This window comes from Mesorhizobium sp. M0563 (assembly GCF_040321065.1).
In the GTDB taxonomy this organism is placed as follows: Bacteria; Pseudomonadota; Alphaproteobacteria; order Rhizobiales; family Rhizobiaceae; genus Mesorhizobium.
The window spans coordinates 47,705-65,034 of sequence record NZ_JAMYQV010000001.1 but is presented as its reverse complement, the minus strand read 5'-3'; the positions used below and the strand labels follow the sequence as shown (position 1 = coordinate 65,034).

The 17,330-nt window shown below is 62.6% G+C and carries 17 protein-coding genes; 5 read left to right on the top strand and 12 right to left on the bottom strand.

Annotation, left to right across the window (positions count from 1 at the left end; genetic code table 11):
* Window positions 1-3: 3 nt before the first annotated feature.
* From NKI50_RS00245 to aptA, 3 genes are all read right to left on the bottom strand, one after another.
* Window positions 4-453 carry a contact-dependent growth inhibition system immunity protein gene (locus NKI50_RS00245; protein WP_352495154.1) on the bottom strand — a complete coding sequence of 150 codons (450 nt, stop codon included), beginning with the start codon at window positions 451-453 and terminating at the stop codon, window positions 4-6.
* Complete coding sequence (locus tag NKI50_RS00240) at window positions 450-1,700, bottom strand: Zn-dependent hydrolase (RefSeq protein ID WP_352715010.1); 1,251 nt, start codon at window positions 1,698-1,700, stop codon at window positions 450-452. Before NKI50_RS00240 ends, NKI50_RS00245 begins: the two co-directional genes overlap by 4 nt.
* A 68-nt stretch (window positions 1,701-1,768) precedes the next feature.
* On the bottom strand, window positions 1,769-3,097 hold the full coding sequence (gene aptA / locus NKI50_RS00235; protein ID WP_023720855.1) for an omega-aminotransferase AptA: 1,329 nt from the start codon (window positions 3,095-3,097) through the stop codon (window positions 1,769-1,771).
* A gap of 252 nt (window positions 3,098-3,349) precedes the next feature.
* Here aptA and NKI50_RS00230 point away from each other — a divergent pair, with 252 nt between their 5' ends.
* Entirely contained in the window at window positions 3,350-3,982 is a 633-nt protein-coding gene (locus NKI50_RS00230) for a TetR family transcriptional regulator C-terminal domain-containing protein (protein ID WP_352639735.1), read from the top strand.
* A gap of 10 nt (window positions 3,983-3,992) precedes the next feature.
* On the opposite strand, the gene NKI50_RS00225 is transcribed toward NKI50_RS00230, so the two are convergent.
* On the bottom strand, window positions 3,993-4,865 hold the full coding sequence (locus tag NKI50_RS00225) for a helix-turn-helix transcriptional regulator (protein WP_023720857.1): 873 nt from the start codon (window positions 4,863-4,865) through the stop codon (window positions 3,993-3,995).
* 105 nt (window positions 4,866-4,970) lie between these two features.
* Between NKI50_RS00225 and NKI50_RS00220 the strand changes: the two genes are divergently transcribed.
* Both NKI50_RS00220 and NKI50_RS00215 read left to right on the top strand, forming a co-directional pair.
* Window positions 4,971-5,822, top strand: coding sequence for an SDR family NAD(P)-dependent oxidoreductase (locus NKI50_RS00220; protein WP_352482942.1), 852 nt, complete (start codon window positions 4,971-4,973; stop codon window positions 5,820-5,822).
* Entirely contained in the window at window positions 5,819-6,541 is a 723-nt protein-coding gene (locus tag NKI50_RS00215; RefSeq protein WP_023720859.1) for an SDR family oxidoreductase, read from the top strand. Before NKI50_RS00220 ends, NKI50_RS00215 begins: the two co-directional genes overlap by 4 nt.
* Before the next feature lie 28 nt (window positions 6,542-6,569).
* Here NKI50_RS00215 and NKI50_RS00210 read toward each other — a convergent pair whose 3' ends face one another.
* The 5 genes from NKI50_RS00210 to NKI50_RS00190 all read right to left on the bottom strand — a co-directional run bounded on the left by NKI50_RS00210 (window position 6,570) and on the right by NKI50_RS00190 (window position 10,781).
* Window positions 6,570-6,947, bottom strand: a complete 378-nt coding sequence (locus tag NKI50_RS00210) for a DoxX family protein (RefSeq protein ID WP_023720860.1) — start codon at window positions 6,945-6,947, stop codon at window positions 6,570-6,572.
* A 59-nt stretch (window positions 6,948-7,006) separates the two neighbouring features.
* Entirely contained in the window at window positions 7,007-7,465 is a 459-nt protein-coding gene (locus NKI50_RS00205) for a carboxymuconolactone decarboxylase family protein (protein WP_352547038.1), read from the bottom strand.
* Window positions 7,466-7,478: 13 nt separating this feature from the next.
* The gene (locus NKI50_RS00200) at window positions 7,479-7,997 is read right to left on the bottom strand and encodes an RrF2 family transcriptional regulator (protein WP_023720862.1); all 519 of its coding nucleotides are present in this window, start codon (window positions 7,995-7,997) and stop codon (window positions 7,479-7,481) included.
* A gap of 103 nt (window positions 7,998-8,100) precedes the next feature.
* Window positions 8,101-9,414: an NAD-dependent dihydropyrimidine dehydrogenase subunit PreA gene (gene preA / locus NKI50_RS00195; RefSeq protein WP_023720863.1), complete on the bottom strand. Its 1,314-nt coding sequence runs from the start codon at window positions 9,412-9,414 to the stop codon at window positions 8,101-8,103.
* A 2-nt stretch (window positions 9,415-9,416) separates the two neighbouring features.
* Window positions 9,417-10,781, bottom strand: a complete 1,365-nt coding sequence (locus NKI50_RS00190) for an NAD(P)-dependent oxidoreductase (protein ID WP_352715003.1) — start codon at window positions 10,779-10,781, stop codon at window positions 9,417-9,419.
* Window positions 10,782-11,193: 412 nt separating this feature from the next.
* Between NKI50_RS00190 and NKI50_RS00185 the strand changes: the two genes are divergently transcribed.
* Entirely contained in the window at window positions 11,194-11,970 is a 777-nt protein-coding gene (locus NKI50_RS00185; RefSeq protein WP_023720865.1) for a VOC family protein, read from the top strand.
* A gap of 117 nt (window positions 11,971-12,087) precedes the next feature.
* Here the strand turns inward: NKI50_RS00185 and NKI50_RS00180 are convergent, their stop codons facing one another.
* Window positions 12,088-12,594: a hypothetical protein gene (locus NKI50_RS00180; RefSeq protein ID WP_031194518.1), complete on the bottom strand. Its 507-nt coding sequence runs from the start codon at window positions 12,592-12,594 to the stop codon at window positions 12,088-12,090.
* Window positions 12,595-12,775: 181 nt separating this feature from the next.
* Between NKI50_RS00180 and NKI50_RS00175 the strand changes: the two genes are divergently transcribed.
* Window positions 12,776-13,168, top strand: a complete 393-nt coding sequence (locus tag NKI50_RS00175) for a DoxX family protein (RefSeq protein WP_352639741.1) — start codon at window positions 12,776-12,778, stop codon at window positions 13,166-13,168.
* Between the two features lie 4 nt (window positions 13,169-13,172).
* Here the strand turns inward: NKI50_RS00175 and NKI50_RS00170 are convergent, their stop codons facing one another.
* Entirely contained in the window at window positions 13,173-15,614 is a 2,442-nt protein-coding gene (locus NKI50_RS00170; RefSeq protein WP_352639743.1) for a GcvT family protein, read from the bottom strand.
* Between the two features lie 79 nt (window positions 15,615-15,693).
* Window positions 15,694-17,232: a trimethylamine methyltransferase family protein gene (locus NKI50_RS00165; protein ID WP_352639745.1), complete on the bottom strand. Its 1,539-nt coding sequence runs from the start codon at window positions 17,230-17,232 to the stop codon at window positions 15,694-15,696.
* Between the last annotated feature and the right edge of the window lie 98 nt (window positions 17,233-17,330).

Genomic DNA, 17,330 nt, shown 5'->3' with positions numbered 1-17,330 from the left:
AGCTTAAGCTTTCTTCGATCTTGCGATTCCCGCGTCCTGACCGCTCAAAATTTCCCAGGCGGAATCGAATTGTGGCCGATGCTTGCCGATGTCTGACATGGTTTGGTCAAGCGATCGCAGGATCCCGTCAAGCTCAATCCAAAGATCCTGGTTTTCCATCCAGAACTCCGGAGAAATCTTGAGGCAGTTCATAAGTAGATCGCCATCGTGGAACGTCACTGCGATCAACGGGTTTTCAGTCAGTATGGATATCGCTTTGGGGACCACATATTCCAGCCCGAATCCTTGGCTGACCAGCAGCCTTATTTGCTCCCCCGTAAGGTTCCGCAGCGGCGTTGCCAACGCGATGCTGCATTGTTCGACGAGAGAGGTTTGAAATGGAGGCTGATCTGCCTTCCAGCCCAGAAGCACGTTAAGCGTCCGATCTTCGTCAAGATTGCGACGCGGCTTCATTCGACAATCACTGCCGTATCGACCACCGCGTGGAACAGCACATCGGCGCCGGCCGTTGCCCATTCCTTGGTGATCTCCTCGGCCTCGTTGTGGCTGAGCCCGTCGACGCAGGGACACATCACCATCGCCGTCGGTGCGACGCGGTTGATCCAGCAGGCGTCGTGGCCGGCGCCGGAGACGATGTTGCGATGCGTATATCCCAGGCGCTCCGCCGCATCCCGCACCGCCTTGACGCAGCCCGCGTCGAAAGTGACCGGATCGAAATGGCCGACCTGCTCGATTTGATATTTAATGTCGAGCGCCTCGCAGATCGTGTCGATGCCTTCCCGGATGCGGCCGTCCATGGCGTCCAGCACTTCCTTTTCCGGTGAGCGGATGTCGATGGTGAAGACGGTGCGACCGGCGATGATGTTGCGCGAGTTCGGATAGACCTCCATATGGCCGACCGCGCCAACGGCGTCCGGCTGGTAGTCCATGGCGATCTCGTGCACCAACTCGATCACCCGCGCCATGCCGAGCCCGGCATTGCGCCGCTTCGGCATCGGCGTCGAGCCGGTATGCGCCTCCCTGCCGGTCAGCGTCACCTGCAGCCATTTCAGTCCCTGGCCATGGGTGACGACGCCAATGTCGATGCCCTCGTCCTCGAGGATCGGGCCCTGCTCGATATGCAATTCGAAGAAGGCGTGGATCTTGCGCTCACCGACTTTCTCGGTGCCCTTCCAGCCGATCCGTTCGAGCTCCTCGCCGAATTTCTTGCCGTCCTTGTCGACATGCGAATAGATTTCGGCCTGATCGAGCACGCCGGCGAATACCCCGGACGCCATCATCGCCGGCGCAAAGCGCGCGCCTTCCTCGTTGGTCCAGTTGGTGACGACGATCGGGTGCTTGGTCTTGATGCCGAGATCGTTGAGCGAGCGCACAACCTCCAGGCCGCCGAGCACGCCGAGCACGCCGTCATACTTGCCGCCGGTCGGCTGCGTATCGAGATGGCTGCCGACATACACCGGCGGCAGGCTGGGGTCGGTGCCTTCGCGACGGGCAAACATCGTGCCCATCTCGTCGACGCCCATTTCGAGCCCCGCCTCATCGCACCAGCGCTTGAACAGATGCCGCCCTTCGCCATCCTCGTCGGTAACGGTCTGGCGATTATTGCCGCCGGCAATGCCGGGGCCGATCTTCGCCATCTCCATTATCGAATCCCACAAACGGTCTGAATTGATTCGCAGATTCTCGCCGGGGGCGGCCATTCAAGTTCCTCTCATTTACTCACATTAGGACGACGGTTCCCGTCGTCGCCCTACATGTTGGGGAGCATCTAGTCCACCGCCCTCAGCACTTCGCGCACATGGTCGATCAATTCGTTGATCTGGCCCTTGGTAATGATGAGCGGTGGCGACAGAGCGATGATGTCGCCGGTGGTGCGGATCAGCGCACCGCGCTCGAACGCCTTGACGAAAGCCGAGAAGGCGCGCTTCGTCGGCTGGCCTGCGATCGGCGCCAGCTCGATCGCGCCGATCAGGCCGATGTTGCGGATGTCGATGACGTTCGGTTCGCCCTTCAGCGAGTGCAGCGCGTCCTCCCAGTACGGCGCCAGTTCCTCGCCGCGCGTCAGCAGCCCCTCTTCCTTGTAGGTGTCGAGTGTGCCCAGCGCCGCCGCGCAGGCGATCGGATTGCCCGAATAGGTGTAGCCGTGGAAGAACTCAATCATATGCTCGGGCCCGGTCATGAAGGCGTCGTGGATTTCCTTCTTGACGAACACCGCGCCCATCGGGATGACGCCATTGGAGACGCCCTTGGCCGTCGTCATGATATCCGGGGTGACACCGAAATAGTCGGCGGCAAACGGCGTGCCGAGGCGGCCAAAACCGGTGATGACCTCGTCGAAGATCAGCAAGATGCCGTGCTTGGTGCAGATCTCGCGCAGCTTCTGCAGATAGCCCTTCGGCGGCAGGATGACGCCGGTGGAACCGGCAACCGGTTCGACGATGACTGCGGCGATGGTCGACGCGTCGTGCAAGGCGACGATGCGTTCCAGCTCGTTGGCCAGTTCCGCGCCATGCTCGGGCACGCCTTTCGTGAAGGAGTTCCTTTCCGGCAAATGCGTGTGTGGCATGTGATCTACGCCGCCGAGCAGCGTGCCAAACATCTTGCGGTTGGTGACGATGCCGCCGACCGAGATGCCGCCGAAATTGACGCCGTGATAGCCGCGCTCGCGGCCGATCAGCCGGGTGCGCGAGCCCTCGCCTTTTACGCGGTGATAGGCGATCGCCATCTTCAGCGCCGTCTCGACTGATTCCGAGCCGGAATTGGTGAAGAACACATGGTCCATGCCCTTCGGGGCGATGTCGACCAGGCGATTGGCCAGCTCGAACACGATCGGGTGGCCCATCTGGAAGGCCGGCGCATAGTCGAGCTCTGCCGCTTGGCTCTGGATCGCCTCGGTGATCTTCGGGCGGCAGTGGCCGGCATTGACGCACCACAGGCCGGCGGTGCCGTCGAGAACCTTGCGCCCGTCGCTGGTCGTGTAATGCATGTCCTTGGCCGACACCATCATGCGCGGCGCCTGCTTGAACTGCCGGTTTGCCGTGAACGGCATCCAGAATGCGCTGAGATCGTTCGGCGTGACTTTCAGCCGGTTGGACATGACCAAGACTTCCCCTTGTAACCTGTTTCGGTGCGGCTAACGCTTGGTCTTTCCAACACTTGGTCTTTGCTGCGTTTTCGTGCTACGCAAATTTTTGACCGGTTGGACAAACGTTAGCACCGCCTTATCAGCGGTCAAGGGATTACTAGCGGAAATGCGGCTTTCGAAGTGCGCTCCACAGGGCGGGGAAAAACTGGTCCAGAGAATTGGTCCAGACGCTCCTCACAGCGAAGGTTGTTCGAGGTGACGGGGGTGGTCGAAAGCTCCGCTCCACGCCGCACCCGCATCCAGCTGGAAAAGCGCGAGCTCATTCTGGAGGCGGCGCTCGAAGTCTTCTCCACCAACGGTTTTCGCGGTTCGACCATCGACCAGATCGCCGAAGCCGCCGGCATGTCGAAGCCGAACCTGCTCTATTATTTCCGCCGCAAGGAGGACATCCACGAGACGCTGATGCAACGGCTTCTCGACACCTGGCTGGCGCCGCTGCGCGAACTCGACGACATTGGCGATCCGCTGACTGAACTGCGCAACTACATCAGGCGCAAGCTCGAAATGGCGCGCGATTTCCCGCGCGAGAGCCGGCTATTCGCTAATGAGATCCTGCAGGGCGCGCCGCGCATCATGCCGATGCTGGAAGGTGAGTTGAAGACGCTGGTCGACGAGAAAGCCAACGTCATCAAGGGCTGGATGCGCGCCGGCAAGATTGCCCGCACCGACCCCTGGCACCTGATCTTCTCGATCTGGGCGACGACGCAGCATTATGCCGATTTCGACGTCCAGGTCCGCGCCGTGCTCGGCCCCGACCGCGGCGGCGACGGCCGCTTCGAGGATGCCGCAAGGTTTCTCGAGCAACTGTTCATCGACGGGCTGAAGCCGAAAGACTAGCCTTGATGGTTCACGCGCTGCGCCGCGCGGCCGGCAGCGCATCGAGCAGCTTCTGCAGCTTGGCGATCGAGTTCTGCTCGGCGAGCGGCGTGTAGACGATCAGCTTCATGTCCGAGCCGTCGTCGATCGACAGGCTCATATGTTCGAACGCCATGGCGCCCGCTATCGGATGCCTGACATGCTTCACACCCGATAGGTTGCGGGCCACATCGCGCAGCGGCCACCAGGCGCGGAACTCCGGGCTTGAACGCGTCATCAGCGCAATCAACCGCTCGAAATCCGGATCGCCGACATACTTCGCGCTTTCCGCCCGGAATGACGCCAGCACGGCGCGCGCCAGTTCCTCCCAGTCGACGAGCAGGCGCCGATGCTGCGGGCTGGTGAAAACCATATGGACGATGTTGCGGGCATCGCCCTCCAGCAGGCCATAGTCGCCGAACACGGCTGCCGCCGCCGGGTTCCAGGCCAGCACATCCCAGCGCCGCCCGACGACATAGGCCGGCTGCAGGACCAGGCTCTGCAGCATGTGCAGCAAGGGGCCGTCGATCTTTTCCGGCGCGTCGACGCGACGCTCCGGCTGCGGCCGGCCGGCGAGAATAAACAGATGCCGTTGCTCAGCCGCGTCCAGGCGCAGCGCCTGGCTGAGTGCGGTCAGCACTTCCACCGACGGCCGAACGTCGCGGCCCTGCTCCAACCAGGTGTACCAGGTCGTGCCGACGCCGGCGATCATCGCCACCTCCTCGCGCCGCAGCCCGGGCGTGCGCCGGCGTAAGCCGGTCGAGATGCCGGTGGCCGAAGGCGTCAGCCTTTCGCGCCGCGAACGCAGGAAGGCGCCGAGCTCGCGGCGGCGGCTGTCTTCGGCGGAATGCGCGGTGGAATCCATGGCCGCTATTATAGCAGTACCGATACCAGGATAAAGTTTGAACTGTTTGGCAAGTGGCTGGTGCCCCATCTTTCCGCTCAAAGCGATGAGATGGAGGCTCTGAACATGGAACTGAAAGACAAGACAATCCTCATCACCGGGTCGACCGACGGCGTCGGCCGTGTCGTCGCGCAAAGGCTCGGCGCCGGCGGCGCCCGCATCCTGGTGCATGGCCGCGACGCGACCAGGGGCAAGGCGATCGTGGCCGAGATCGAAGCCGCCGGCGGCAAAGCCGAGTTGCTCGTGGCCGATCTCTCCTCCCTGGCCGAGGTCCGCCGCCTCGCCGAGGCTGTTCGCGCCCGCACGGGCCGACTCGATGTCCTCATCAACAATGCCGGCGTCGGCACCGCCGGCCCCAACGCCAAACGACAGGTCAGCGCCGACAGCTACGAACTGCGCTTTGCCGTCAACTATCTCGCCGGCTTCCTGCTCACCACGGAGCTGCTGCCGCTGCTCAAGGCCAGCGCGCCGGCGCGCATCGTCAACGTCGCCTCGGCAGGCCAGCAGGCGATCGATTTCGACGATGTCATGCTGACCCGCTCCTATGACGGCATCCGTGCCTACTGCCAGAGCAAGCTGGCGCAGATCATGTTCACCATCGATCTGGCGGAGCAGCTGAACGGCACCGGCGTCACGGTCAACAGCCTGCATCCGGCAAGCTACATGAACACCACGATGGTGCGGCAGGCGGGCGTCACACCCTGGAGCTCGGTCCAAACCGGCGCCGAAGCCATCATCAATCTCGCCACATCGCCGGCGCTCGAAGGGCGGAGCGGCCTCTATTTCGACGGCCAGAGGGAATCCCGCGCCGATGCGCAAGCCTATGACGCTAAGGCACGACGTCGATTGCGGGAATTGAGCCTCGGTCTTGTCGGGCTCGCACCGGCTTCCGCAACATCGAAGAGAGAAAATTCATGATCGAGAAAGCGCAGCACACTGTGGTCGTCGGCGGCTCCTCCGGCATCGGCCTCGCCACCGCGAAAAAGCTGCTTGGTCCGGGCATGAAGGTGACGATCACCGGGCGCAACCGGGAAAGGCTCGACAACGCAGGGCAAAGCCTTGGCGGCGCGGTCGGAAAAGCTGCCTTCGATGCCGCGAAGCCGGACGAGGTTCGCCGGTTTTTCAGCGATCTCGGCCCTTTCGATCACCTGGTGCTGGCCGCCAGCGGCGGCAAGGGGCTCGGCCCGTTCGAAACGCTTGACCTGACCGACATCGGCGGCGGCGTCGACGAGAAGGTCCGGCCGCAGCTCTCCTGCCTGCAGGCCGCCTTGCCGACGCTGAACAAGGGCGGCTCGGTGACTTTCATCTCGGCGGTGTCGGCGCAATTGTCGGCGCCGGGTGTCGCCGGCATCGCCGCCGTCAACGGCATGCTGCTGACCGTGGTGCCGATCCTGGCAATGGAGCTGAAGCCGTTACGCGTCAATGTCGTGGCGCCGGGCGTCATTGACACGCCCTGGTGGGATTTTTTGCCTGATGAACAGCGCCATGCGGTATTTGCCGATTATGCAGGCAAGACGCCGGTCGGCCGCATCGGCCGCGCCGAGGACGTTGCTGAGGCGATCGCGTTCCTGGTTTCGAACAGCTTCGTCACCGGCCAGATCCTGACCTGCGACGGCGGCTTGCGGTATGCGGCGTAACGCGGCTACATCTACGCGGCAATCGCTTTCAAAGCGACTGCGCGATCAGCGCCAGAAATCCTCCGGTCAGCGCGACGTTGCCGACAAAGCCATTGATGCGGGACGCGCGCTCGGGACCCTGATGATCCCAGAAATTATGGAACATCGGCGTAGCAACGACAAGGAACAACACCAGGCACAGAGCGGCGGCAGCGGTCCAGATGCCCGCGATCACCAGTGCTCCGGTGACGGTCTGCAGGACGATCCCCAGCCAGAGCACCAGCCGCGCCTGCGGCACGCCGCGCGTCGTCATCAATTGGGTCAGGAACGCCGCGTTCTGGATGTTGCGCAGGCCGGCAAAGACAAAGGCGCCGCCGAGCAGCAGGCGGGCCGCGAATAGAATCTCACTATCAAAGCTTGAAAACATGCTGTTGGTCCTTGGGCAGAAAAGAGGCGCACGACGCAGGCCGCGCGCCTGGTCCATGCTCAAGCGGCCATGACCGCCGGCATCGGATGGATTGCATGGAACGGAACGCAAAGTCGGTTCCAGGTGTTGATCATGCCGAGTGCAACCGACAGCTTGACCAACTCCTGCTCCGAAAAATGCTCGAGCGTCCTTGCGTAGAGTTCGTCCGAAACACCGTTGTCGGCGATCCTGGTCAGCGCGTCGGTCCAGGCAAAGGCTGCGCGTTCGCGCTCTGAAAATAGCGGCGATTCCTTCCAGGCGGAGACGAGATAGAGCCGCTGCTCGCTCTCGCCGTCGTGGCGCGCCTCGCGGCTGTGCATCTCGACGCAATACGAGCAGCCGTTGATCTGCGACGCCCTGAGCTTGATCAGATGCAACAGGCTTTTTTCGAGCCCGCATTCGTCGACTGCCTTGTTGAGCGCCGACACCGCCTTCATGATCTCCGGCGCCGCGCCGAAAAATTGCAGCCTCTCTTTCATCGTTTTTAGCCTTTCATGCTTGCTTGGTTGAACTTGATTTCTGCGGACGCTGATGGCGCTCGACGAAGGCGCAGTTGGCGGCGACCGAACGGGGATCGGCATCGGCCGTGTATTCTGCAACGATGTCGGACAACCGGGCGTCGGCGAGCGCTGCGCGGTAGGCACGCTCGGCCTTCAGCATCGCCACCTTGATGCCGCAGGGTTTGACATAAACCGAGGCATCGAGCCTGGCGGGGCCGCGCTGGCGGATTTCGGCGCAGCGAAAGGCCGGTTCTCGCCCTTCGACGGCCAACACGATATCGAGCAGCGTAATGCGTTCCGCCGGCCTCGCCAGCCGGTAGCCGCCGGACGGCCCCGGAACCGATTCCAGAATGCCCGACACCGTCAGCATGTTGAGATGCTTGAGGAGATAGCTCGGCGACAGCCCGAACGCTTCCGCCATGGCAGCACCCGGCATGGTCGCGGCGCCATCAACGCCAGCAAGCATCGCGGCGCAGTGGATGGCCGCTTCGACGCCCTCACCCAGCTTCATTTCGCTCTCCTAGTCATGGATATAGATTATCGTGGATAATCTTTATCCGCAATAGGGAAATTAAAAAAGCGGCGCCCGTGAACGCCGCTTTTTTTTCGCAATGCTATTCCGCCGCCACCTTGGCCATCGGGTTGTTCGGATGCGTCGTCCAGTTGGCGTAGATCGGTGACACCGGCTTGCCGGTGCGCTGGTCCATCACGCCGACCGCCAGCGGCTCCATGGTGATGCAGTTCTCGACCGGGCAGACATTGACGCAGAGATTGCAGCCGACGCATTCGGCCTCGATCACCTCGAAATGCCTGACGCCGTCCACCATGCTGGTGATCGCCTGGTGCGAGGTGTCCTCGCAGGCGATGTGGCAGCGGCCGCATTTGATACAGGCGTCCTGGTCGATATGCGCCTTGGCGATATAGTTGAGGTTGAGATACTGCCAGTCGGTGACGTTGGGCGTGGCGCGGCCGACGATGTCGTCGAGCGAGGCATGGCCCTTCTCGTCCATCCAGTTTTCCAGGCCGGCGATCATCTCCTGCACGATCTTGAAGCCATAGGTCATTGCCGCCGTGCACACCTGCACATTGCCGGCGCCGAGCGCCATGAACTCGGCGGCGTCGCGCCAGGTGGTGATGCCGCCGATACCGGAGATCGGCAGGCCATGCGTTTCCGGGTCGCGCGCGATCTCGGCCACCATGTTCATCGCGATCGGCTTCACCGCCGGACCGCAATAGCCGCCATGCGAACCCTTGCCGTCGATGGTCGGCTCCGGTGCGAAATTGTCGAGATTGACGCCGGTGATCGAATTGATGGTGTTGATCAGCGACACCGCATCGGTGCCGCCGGACAGCGCAGCGCGTGCCGGCTTGCGTATGTCGGTGATGTTGGGCGTCAGCTTGGTGATGACCGGCATGCGGGTGTTGGCCTTGCACCAGCGCACCACCATTTCGATGTATTCCGGCACCTGACCGACCGCCGCACCCATGCCGCGTTCCGACATGCCGTGCGGGCAGCCGAAATTGAGCTCGATACCATCGGCGCCGGTCTCCTCGACCACCGGCAGGATCGCCTTCCAGGCATGCTCCTCGCACGGCACCATCAGCGAGACGACGATCGCCCGGTCGGGCCAGTCCATCTTGACCTGCTTGATCTCGCGCAAATTGACCTGCAGGTCGCGATCGGTGATCAACTCGATATTGTTCAGGCCAAGCAGGCGACGATCAGCGCCCCAGATCGCGCCATAGCGTGGCCCGTTGACGTTGACGACCGGCGGACCCTCTTCGCCGAGCGTCTTCCAGACGACACCGCCCCAGCCGGCCTTGAAGGCGCGGATGACGTTATAGGCCTTGTCGGTCGGCGGCGCCGAGGCCAGCCAGAACGGGTTCGGCGATTTGATGCCGACGAAATTGTTGCGGATGTCTGCCATGCTCATGCCCTCCCGTTCGAGGTCAGTGCCCGATGAATGCTTTCCGCCGCGTCGCGGCCTTGCGCGACGGCCGAGACGGTCAGGTCGTCGCCGCCAAAGATGCAGTCGCCGCCGGCCCAGCCGTTTGGCAGCGAGGTGCGGCCTTCGGCGTCGACCTTGATGCGGCCGGCTTCCAGGTCAAGCAAAGCCCCGCTGCCGTTGAGCGCAGCCGGGACAAAACTCTGGCCGATCGCCTTGAACACCTGGTCGGCGGTCAGTGTCAGCCGCTCGCCGGTGCCGACGAGCCGGTCGCCGTCCATCGCGGTGTATTCGAGCTCGATCGCCGACACCTTGCCGCCATCGGCAATGACCCGCTTCGGCTGCAGCCAGTGCCGGATGATGACGCCGTTGGCAGCGGCCAGGTCCTGCTCGAATTCGGAGGCGTTCATGTGCTCCGGGCCGCGCCGGTAGCAGATCGTCACCTCTTCGGCCCCGAGTAGCTTCGATTGCACCGCCGCGTCGATCGCCGTCATGCCGCCGCCGATGACGACAACACGCCGGCCGACCGGCAGGCTGGCCAGATCGCTGGCCTGGCGAAGCTCGGCAATGAACTCGACAGCATTGGTGACGCCTTGCGCCTCCTCGCCATCCGCTCGCAAGGCATTGACGCCGGCAAGCCCCATGCCGAGGAACACCGCGTCGTAATTCCGGGTCAGGTCCGACAGCTGGTAATCACGGCCGAGCGCCTTGCCGTTCTGGATGTCGATCCCACCGATCGACGTGACATAGTCGACCTCGGCCTGGGCGAAATTGTCCACGCTTTTATACGCGGCGATACCGTATTCATTAAGGCCGCCGGCCTTCGGGCGGGCTTCCAGAATGGTCACTTCGTGGCCGTAGCGGGCGAGCCGATGCGCGGCCGCAAGCCCGGCCGGTCCGGCGCCGACCACGGCGACCGTCTTGCCGGTCGGTTCGGGGCGCTTGTAGAACTGCTTGTTTTCGGCCATGGCGACATCGGTGGCGTAGCGCTGCAGGCGACCGATCTGCACCGGCTTGCCTTCGGCCACCTCGCGCACGCAGACTTCTTCGCACAGCGTCTCGGTCGGGCAGACGCGGGCGCACATGCCGCCCAAGATGTTCTGGTCGAAAATCGTCTTGGCTGAGCCGATCGGATTGCCCGTCGAAATCTGGCGGATGAACAGCGGGATGTCGATCGAGGTCGGGCATGCATTCATGCACGGCGCGTCATAGCAGAAGTAGCAGCGGTCGGACTCGACCAGCGCCTCGTGGTGATCGAGCGGCGGATGCAGGTCGGCGAAATTATCGGCGTATTGTTCCGGCGAAAGCCGCCCGCCGGCAATGCCTTGCTTGAACTGGCCTTCTGGCATCGTCAGTTCCCCATGTTCTTGTTTTGGGGAAGGCTAGCACGTTTTGTTTTTTTATCAATTGGTCAATTTTCGGCGCAAGCGACTGAAAAGCTTCAACAAACATGACTGTAATAATCATGTTTTTCCAAACGGCCATATACGTCACGAAGCAGGTACGGAACCGCATTCAGGAGCGTTGCCATGGATCAACCTGATCTCGTCGCACAGCGCGACAAGTTCGGAAGTGAGCGACATCCGGCGCATGGATCAACAACCCCTCGTTGACTGCAAGCAAAGTCGAAAACCACAGGGCGCGCAACCCGGTAACATTTCCGGTTTGCCGTCATCTTTTTTGGTTGGCTGTCGGATTTTCGTCGTGAAGATCGTCCTAGAATGGATCGCGCATGATCGAAAAACCGCAAGGAGCAGGACAATGCCACAGTCCCCCATGCCCTTCTTCTGGTACGAGCTGATGACCACCGATCTCGACGCCGCCGAGGCGTTCTACACCGCCGTGGTAGGCTGGCGGGGGCAGCCTTTCGACGGGGCGCCGGGCATGCCGCGCTATATCGTCATGAATGTCGGCGAGCGCGGCGTCGGCGGGCTGATGACGCTGCCCGATGACGCGCGCAAGATGGGAATGCCGCCGGCCTGGATCGGTTATATCCTCACCAGGGATGTCGATGCCGCAACGGCCTCCCTCAAGAAGGCTGGTGGCGCGGTTCACCGCGAGCCAGACGACATTCCGGGCGTTGGCCGCTTCGCCGTCGTTGCCGATCCGCAAGGCGCGATGTTCAACTTCCTGCAGCCCAGCGGTCCCGACCAGCCGCCGCTACCATTGGCGACACCCGGCAACATCGGCTGGCATGAGCTCTACACATCAGACTGGAAGGCGGCGTCCGATTTCTATTCCAGTCAGTTCGGCTGGGAGAAGGGCGACGCCATGGATATGGGTCCGATGGGCGTCTACCAGCTTTTCGCCTTCGGCGGCGAGCCCGTTGGCGGCATAATGAACAAGCCCGAGCAGATCCCGATGCCGGTCTGGCAGTTCTATTTCAACGTGCCCGGCATCGACGCGGCAGCCAAGCGCGTCACCGACAATGGCGGCAAGATCCTGATGGGTCCGATGGAGGTCCCCGGCGGCAGCTGGATCGTGCAGTGCACAGACCCGCAAGGCGCCCATTTCGCGCTAATGGCACCGGTGCGGTAGCAACGTCGCGTCGCGATTGGCGAAACCGGCAGCAAAAACCGATCTCCCCCCTCGTGGGGGAGATGTCCGGCAGGACAGAGAGGGGCGCTGTCCCTCCAACCTTACGCTCTTTGAGAACTATTCCGGCGTCAGCACGGAAACTTTGAGATCGGGCTTCTTGGCGCCGCTGAGCTGGATGGTCGCCGGGCCGGCGGCTAGCTTGAAGCGCACGCTCTTGCGGATCCCCGGACAGGTTTTTATACCACTGAAAGCCGCCGACTTCACGGCTTTACCGTCCTGAACGACATCGATCCAAGCCTCATCAGACAGGCTGATCTGGAGCTCTCCCTCCGGGGGCACGGCCACGCTCGCCATCGCGCCAAATGTACCGGCTGCCGGCGCGCGTTCCGGCGGAACGGTGAAGCTGATCGTGCCGACCGGCGCCAACGCCACATCTGCAGCCTCGCCGACCGAAAGGTCAGCGCCGGACTGCGCGGCGGGCGCCGCCGCAAACAGGGCCTCCTCGCGCGTCACCGGCCATTTGAAGGCAGCACAGCCGGCATCGTCGGCCGTGGCGACGCTGGTGCCTGCAAGGATGGCGAATAGGCTGACGACGACTTTTCTCATGGCAAACGGAACCCACATGGTTTGGAGTGTCTGGATATCACTACAACTATAGCATTTAAAATACAACCCTAGAGAGAAAAATATTAAAAGAACGAGGAACATTTCCAATCACTGATTGTGGCTGGCGGGCCATGCGAAGTGAATGGTCCCCTGTCGGGCGATGATCTATGGCCGGTTCGGGGGTAAAATGGAGTCTTAGATGAAGCTTTTCGACGGTCTTGTCAGATATCAGCTGCAGGCTCTGGCCGCATTGCGCTTCGTGACGGCACTGCAATTCGTCGAACATGGTACGCAAAAGCTGTTCAATTTCCCCGTCGGCGACCATGCCGGCGCCCTGAGCGGGCTATCGCTGACCGCGGCCATCCTGGAATTCGCCGGTGGCATCCTGCTGGTATTGGGGCTTTTCACTAGGCCGGTGGCATTCCTTCTCAGCGGTGAGATGGCGATCGCCTATTTCATGGCGCACATGCCGCGCGACTTCTTCCCGGTCAACAATGGTGGCGATGCGGCAATATCGTTCTGCTTCATCTTCCTCTATCTGGTATTCGCCGGCGCCGGCGCATTGGCGCTGGATAACCGCCGCAGCGCCTGAAACCTCACCCACGCATCCGCTCGAAGTTCGCGTCGAACAGTGGGACCGGCTGCATGCGCGCAACATGGCGTTTGCCCAGAAGCTCGATCTCAAAACCGTCGACTTCGTCGGCAATCTCTTTCGGCACATAGCCGATAGCGACGGATTTTTTCGAATGATGCGCATAGCCGCCCGACGTGACCCAGCCGCGCACGGCGCCGCCATGCCAGATTGGTTCGTCGCCGATGACGTCGGCATCGACAGCATCGACGACAAAGGCCCGCAGCCGCAGTCTGCCGCCTTGCTTGCGCTCTGCCAGCGCCGCCTGCTTGCCGATGAAATCGGCCTCCTTGGCATAGGCGACGAAGCGATCGAGGCCGGCCTCCAGCGGCCCATAGATCGGCCGGTATTCGCGCGCCCATGAGCCGTAATTCTTTTCCAGCCGCAATGCGTTGAGCGCTCGCGAGCCGAACAGGCCGATGCCGAATTCTTCGCCCGCCGCCATCAGCGCCTGATAGGCGGCGCGCTGATATTCCGGCGCCACCCAGATCTCGTAGCCGAGATCGCCGGTGTAGCTGACACGCCCGACCAGACACGGCGCCATGCCGATGTCCATCTTGCTGATGGCCATGAACGGAAAGGCCGTATTCGACACATCAGATCGTGTGACCTTTTCAAGAAGGTTCCGCGTGCTCGGCCCGGCGATCGATAAGCCGGTGAGTTTTGCTCCCAGCGCTTCGATACTGACCGAGCCGTCCTTCGGCAGATGCGCTTCGAACCAGCGCATATGGTACTGCTCGGCGACGCCGGAGCCGGCCAGGAACCAGCCGTCCCTTTCCGAATTTGGGCTGCTGAGATTGGCTAGCGTGAAATCGCCAATCAGCCTGCCGTCTTCCTTCAGCATCGGCGCCAGCGTCATGCGGCCGGGCCTTGGCAGCTTGCAGGCAAGCAGGCGGTCGAGCCAGGCTGCAGCGCCCTCGCCCGTCACCTTGTATTTGGCGAAGCTCGAAATCTCCGACAGGCCAACGCCTTCTCGAACGGTCTTGACCTCATTTGCGACATGCTCGAAATCGCTCGAGCGCCGCCACGAGAACTCGTCCCTCACGCCTTCCGGCGCATACCATAGCGGCACTTCCAGCCCATAGGCGACGCCCCATTGCGCGCCTTTGGCCGACAGGAGATCATAGACCGGTGTGGTCTTGAGCGGCCGTCCAGCGGGCAGTTCCTCGTTGGGGAAGCGGATCGAAAACCGCCGCGAATAGTTTTCGCGCACCTTGGCGTTGGTATAGGCCATCGTGGCCCAGTCACCGTAGCGCGACACATCCATCGCCCAGATGTCGGCGCCGGGATCGCCCTCGATCATCCAGTTCGACAGCGCCAGCCCGACGCCGCCCCCCTGTGAGAACCCGGCCATGACACCACAGGCCACCCAGAACCCCGGCAGGCCGCGCACCGGCCCGACCAGCGGATTGCCGTCCGGCGCGAAGGTGAAGGGCCCGTTGATGATCTGCTTGATACCGGTGTTCTGGAAGGCCGGGAAATGCCGGAAGCCGACCTCCAGCGATGGCGCGATGCGGTCGACGTCGGGCTCGAGCAACTCGTGGCCGAAGTTCCACGGCGTCTGGAACTCGGACCATGGCTTGTTGGCCTTTTCGTAAGTACCCATCAGCATGCCGCCGCGCTCCTGACGCAGATAGAGCTCGCCATCAAAGTCGACTGCATGGATGATTTCCGTGCCGGTCTTCTGGTTCCAGGCGGCGACTTCCGGCATGTCCTCGGTGATCAGGTACATGTGCTCCATCGCCAGCACCGGCAGCTCCAGCCCGACCATGCGGCCGACCTCGCGCGCCCACAGGCCGCCGGCGTTGACGACATGCTCGGCCACCACCTCGCCCTTGTTGGTAATGACGCGCCACAGCCCGTCGGCGCGCCGCACGATGTCCTCGACCTTGGTGAAGCGCTCAACCTCGGCCCCAAGCTTCCTCGCGGCCTTGGCGTAGGCGTGGGTAACGCCGGATGGATCGAGATGGCCATCCTCCTTGTTGCGGACGGCACCGACGAACTGCTTGGGATCGAGCAGAGGCATCAGTTCGGCGGCTTCGGCCGGCGATATCTCCTCGAGCTCGATGCCGAGATAGCGGCCCTTGGCGACAACGCCGCGCAGCCAGTCGAGCCGCGCCTCGGTCGCCGCCAGCAGCACACCGCCGGTCAGATGCACGCCGGTCGCCTGGCCGGACAGTTCCTCAATCTCCTTGTAGAGCGAGATCGTGTATTTCTGCAGCTTGGCGACATTGGGATCGCCGTTGATCGTGTGCATGCCGCCGGCCGCGTGCCAGGTCGAGCCGGAGGTCAATTCATCGCGCTCCAGGAGCACGATGTCGGTCCAGCCGTGCCGGGCCAGATGGAACAGCACGGAGCACCCGACGACGCCACCGCCAATAACCACGACCTTTGCATGTGATTTCATGGGATTCTCGTCATTTCAAAGAGTTGGATGGGTTTCATGATTCTGGAAGAGAAGAAGATGAATCCGAGAAGAGTGGTGCTTAAGGCTCGCTCTGCCCGATCGCTTCCTTGCGCTTGGCTAGGTACGCCTCCAGCGCCTCGCGCCTGGAGATTTCCATCACCGGCTCGGCGTAGTCCTCCAGCGCCTTCTTCCACAGCCTGGTCGCACGCGACGTGGCGTCGAGCCCACCGGCCTCCTGCCAGGCCTCGTAGTTCTGCCAGTTGGACAGTATCGGCTGGTAGAAGGCCGTGGCGTAGCGCTCCAGCGTGTGTGGCTCGCCGAAGAAGTGGCCGCCGGTCGGAACCGCACCCAGAGCCTCGACGGCAAGCTCGGCCTCGTTGACTTCGATCGGGCGCAAAAACTCCATCATGTGCTGGATCATCTCGACGTCGATGATGAACTTTTCGAACGATGCAGTCAGTCCGCCCTCCTGCCAGCCGGCGGCGTGATAGACGAGGTTGCCGTGGCCTAGCACCGCGCCCCACAGCGCCATCAGCGTCTCATAGGCGCCTTGCGCGTCGGCGGCATTGGAGGCTGAGCCCGGTGTCGTGCGATAAGGCAGCTTGTAACGCCGCGCCAACTGTCCGGACGCGATGTTCGCCTTGGTATTTTCAGGCGTGCCGAAGGCCGGCGCGCCCGATTTCATATCGACATTGGAGGTGAAGGCGCCATACATCACCGGCGCGCCGCGACGGACGAGCTGCGTCAGCACAACGCCAAACAGCGCCTCGGCATTCTGCTGGGCGAGCGCGCCGGCAAGCGTCACCGGGCTCATCGCTCCCATCAGCGTGAACGGCGTCACCGCCACCGACTGGCCGAACTCGGCCATCGTCATCAGCCCCTCGGCCATCATCTCGTCGAAGCGGCGCGGCGAGTTGACCGAAATGATCGTGGTGACCCCGGGATCGTCGCGCATCTCGTCAAGCGTCAGTCCGCGCGCGATTGCCATCATCTTGATGCCGTCGAGCGCCCTGCCACGGCCGATGGCCGAGACGTGAAAGCTTTTGTCCGTCAGCGTCAGATTGGCGAAATAGGTGTCGAGATGACGGGAATTCGCCGGCAATTCCACCGGCGCGCAGACCTGGTTGCCGAGCATGTGGATGCAGTTGAAATGCTGCGCCAGGCGGACGAGATCGGAATAATCGCGCAAATTGCCGGCACGGCGGCCGCGCTCCATGTCGTGCACATTGGGCGGCCCGGCGACGAGCGTGAAGTTGATGGTATTGCCGCCGAGGTGGACGGCATGGGCGGGATTGCGCGGCGTCAGAGTGTAGCTGGACTGTGTCGTCTTCAGCGCTTCCTCGATCATGCCGCGATCGATGCGGACGTTCATCGAGGCATGATCGACCTTGGCCCCGGCCTTCTCGAACAGTGACAGCGCCCGCGGGCTCATCACCTCAATGCCGAAATTCTCCAGGATATGTATCGACGCCTGGTGGATCGCCTCGATCTGGTCGGCCGACAGCATCGCCATCGGCGGATAAGGGTTTGTCACCCGCCTGAGCGGCAGTTGCGGGATGGCGGTGGGTCCCCTGTTGCTCGTTCGCTCGGCGCCGCGCTTGCGTCTTGGTTCGCTCATGCGGCGCATCAAAGCGCCGGCACAAAGATCGGGCTGTCAAGAATCCGCCACCTGCGGGCGTGATTTTAGCCAAGGCGCCATACCGGGAATTTCACATC

Bases quoted from the DNA above. Each gene is read 5' to 3' on its own strand.
- NKI50_RS00245 (WP_352495154.1), bottom strand. From the start codon at position 453: ATGAAGCCGCGTCGCAATCTTGACGAAGATCGGACGCTTAACGTGCTT.
- NKI50_RS00240 (WP_352715010.1), bottom strand. From the start codon at position 1,700: ATGGCCGCCCCCGGCGAGAATCTGCGAATCAATTCAGACCGTTTGTGG.
- aptA (WP_023720855.1), bottom strand. From the start codon at position 3,097: ATGTCCAACCGGCTGAAAGTCACGCCGAACGATCTCAGCGCATTCTGG.
- NKI50_RS00225 (WP_023720857.1), bottom strand. From the start codon at position 4,865: ATGGATTCCACCGCGCATTCCGCCGAAGACAGCCGCCGCCGCGAGCTC.
- NKI50_RS00220 (WP_352482942.1), top strand. From the start codon at position 4,971: ATGGAACTGAAAGACAAGACAATCCTCATCACCGGGTCGACCGACGGC.
- NKI50_RS00215 (WP_023720859.1), top strand. From the start codon at position 5,819: ATGATCGAGAAAGCGCAGCACACTGTGGTCGTCGGCGGCTCCTCCGGC.
- NKI50_RS00210 (WP_023720860.1), bottom strand. From the start codon at position 6,947: ATGTTTTCAAGCTTTGATAGTGAGATTCTATTCGCGGCCCGCCTGCTG.
- NKI50_RS00205 (WP_352547038.1), bottom strand. From the start codon at position 7,465: ATGAAAGAGAGGCTGCAATTTTTCGGCGCGGCGCCGGAGATCATGAAG.
- NKI50_RS00200 (WP_023720862.1), bottom strand. From the start codon at position 7,997: ATGAAGCTGGGTGAGGGCGTCGAAGCGGCCATCCACTGCGCCGCGATG.
- preA (WP_023720863.1), bottom strand. From the start codon at position 9,414: ATGGCAGACATCCGCAACAATTTCGTCGGCATCAAATCGCCGAACCCG.
- NKI50_RS00190 (WP_352715003.1), bottom strand. From the start codon at position 10,781: ATGCCAGAAGGCCAGTTCAAGCAAGGCATTGCCGGCGGGCGGCTTTCG.
- NKI50_RS00185 (WP_023720865.1), top strand. From the start codon at position 11,194: ATGCCACAGTCCCCCATGCCCTTCTTCTGGTACGAGCTGATGACCACC.
- NKI50_RS00180 (WP_031194518.1), bottom strand. From the start codon at position 12,594: ATGTGGGTTCCGTTTGCCATGAGAAAAGTCGTCGTCAGCCTATTCGCC.
- NKI50_RS00175 (WP_352639741.1), top strand. From the start codon at position 12,776: ATGAAGCTTTTCGACGGTCTTGTCAGATATCAGCTGCAGGCTCTGGCC.
- NKI50_RS00170 (WP_352639743.1), bottom strand. From the start codon at position 15,614: ATGAAATCACATGCAAAGGTCGTGGTTATTGGCGGTGGCGTCGTCGGG.
- NKI50_RS00165 (WP_352639745.1), bottom strand. From the start codon at position 17,232: ATGAGCGAACCAAGACGCAAGCGCGGCGCCGAGCGAACGAGCAACAGG.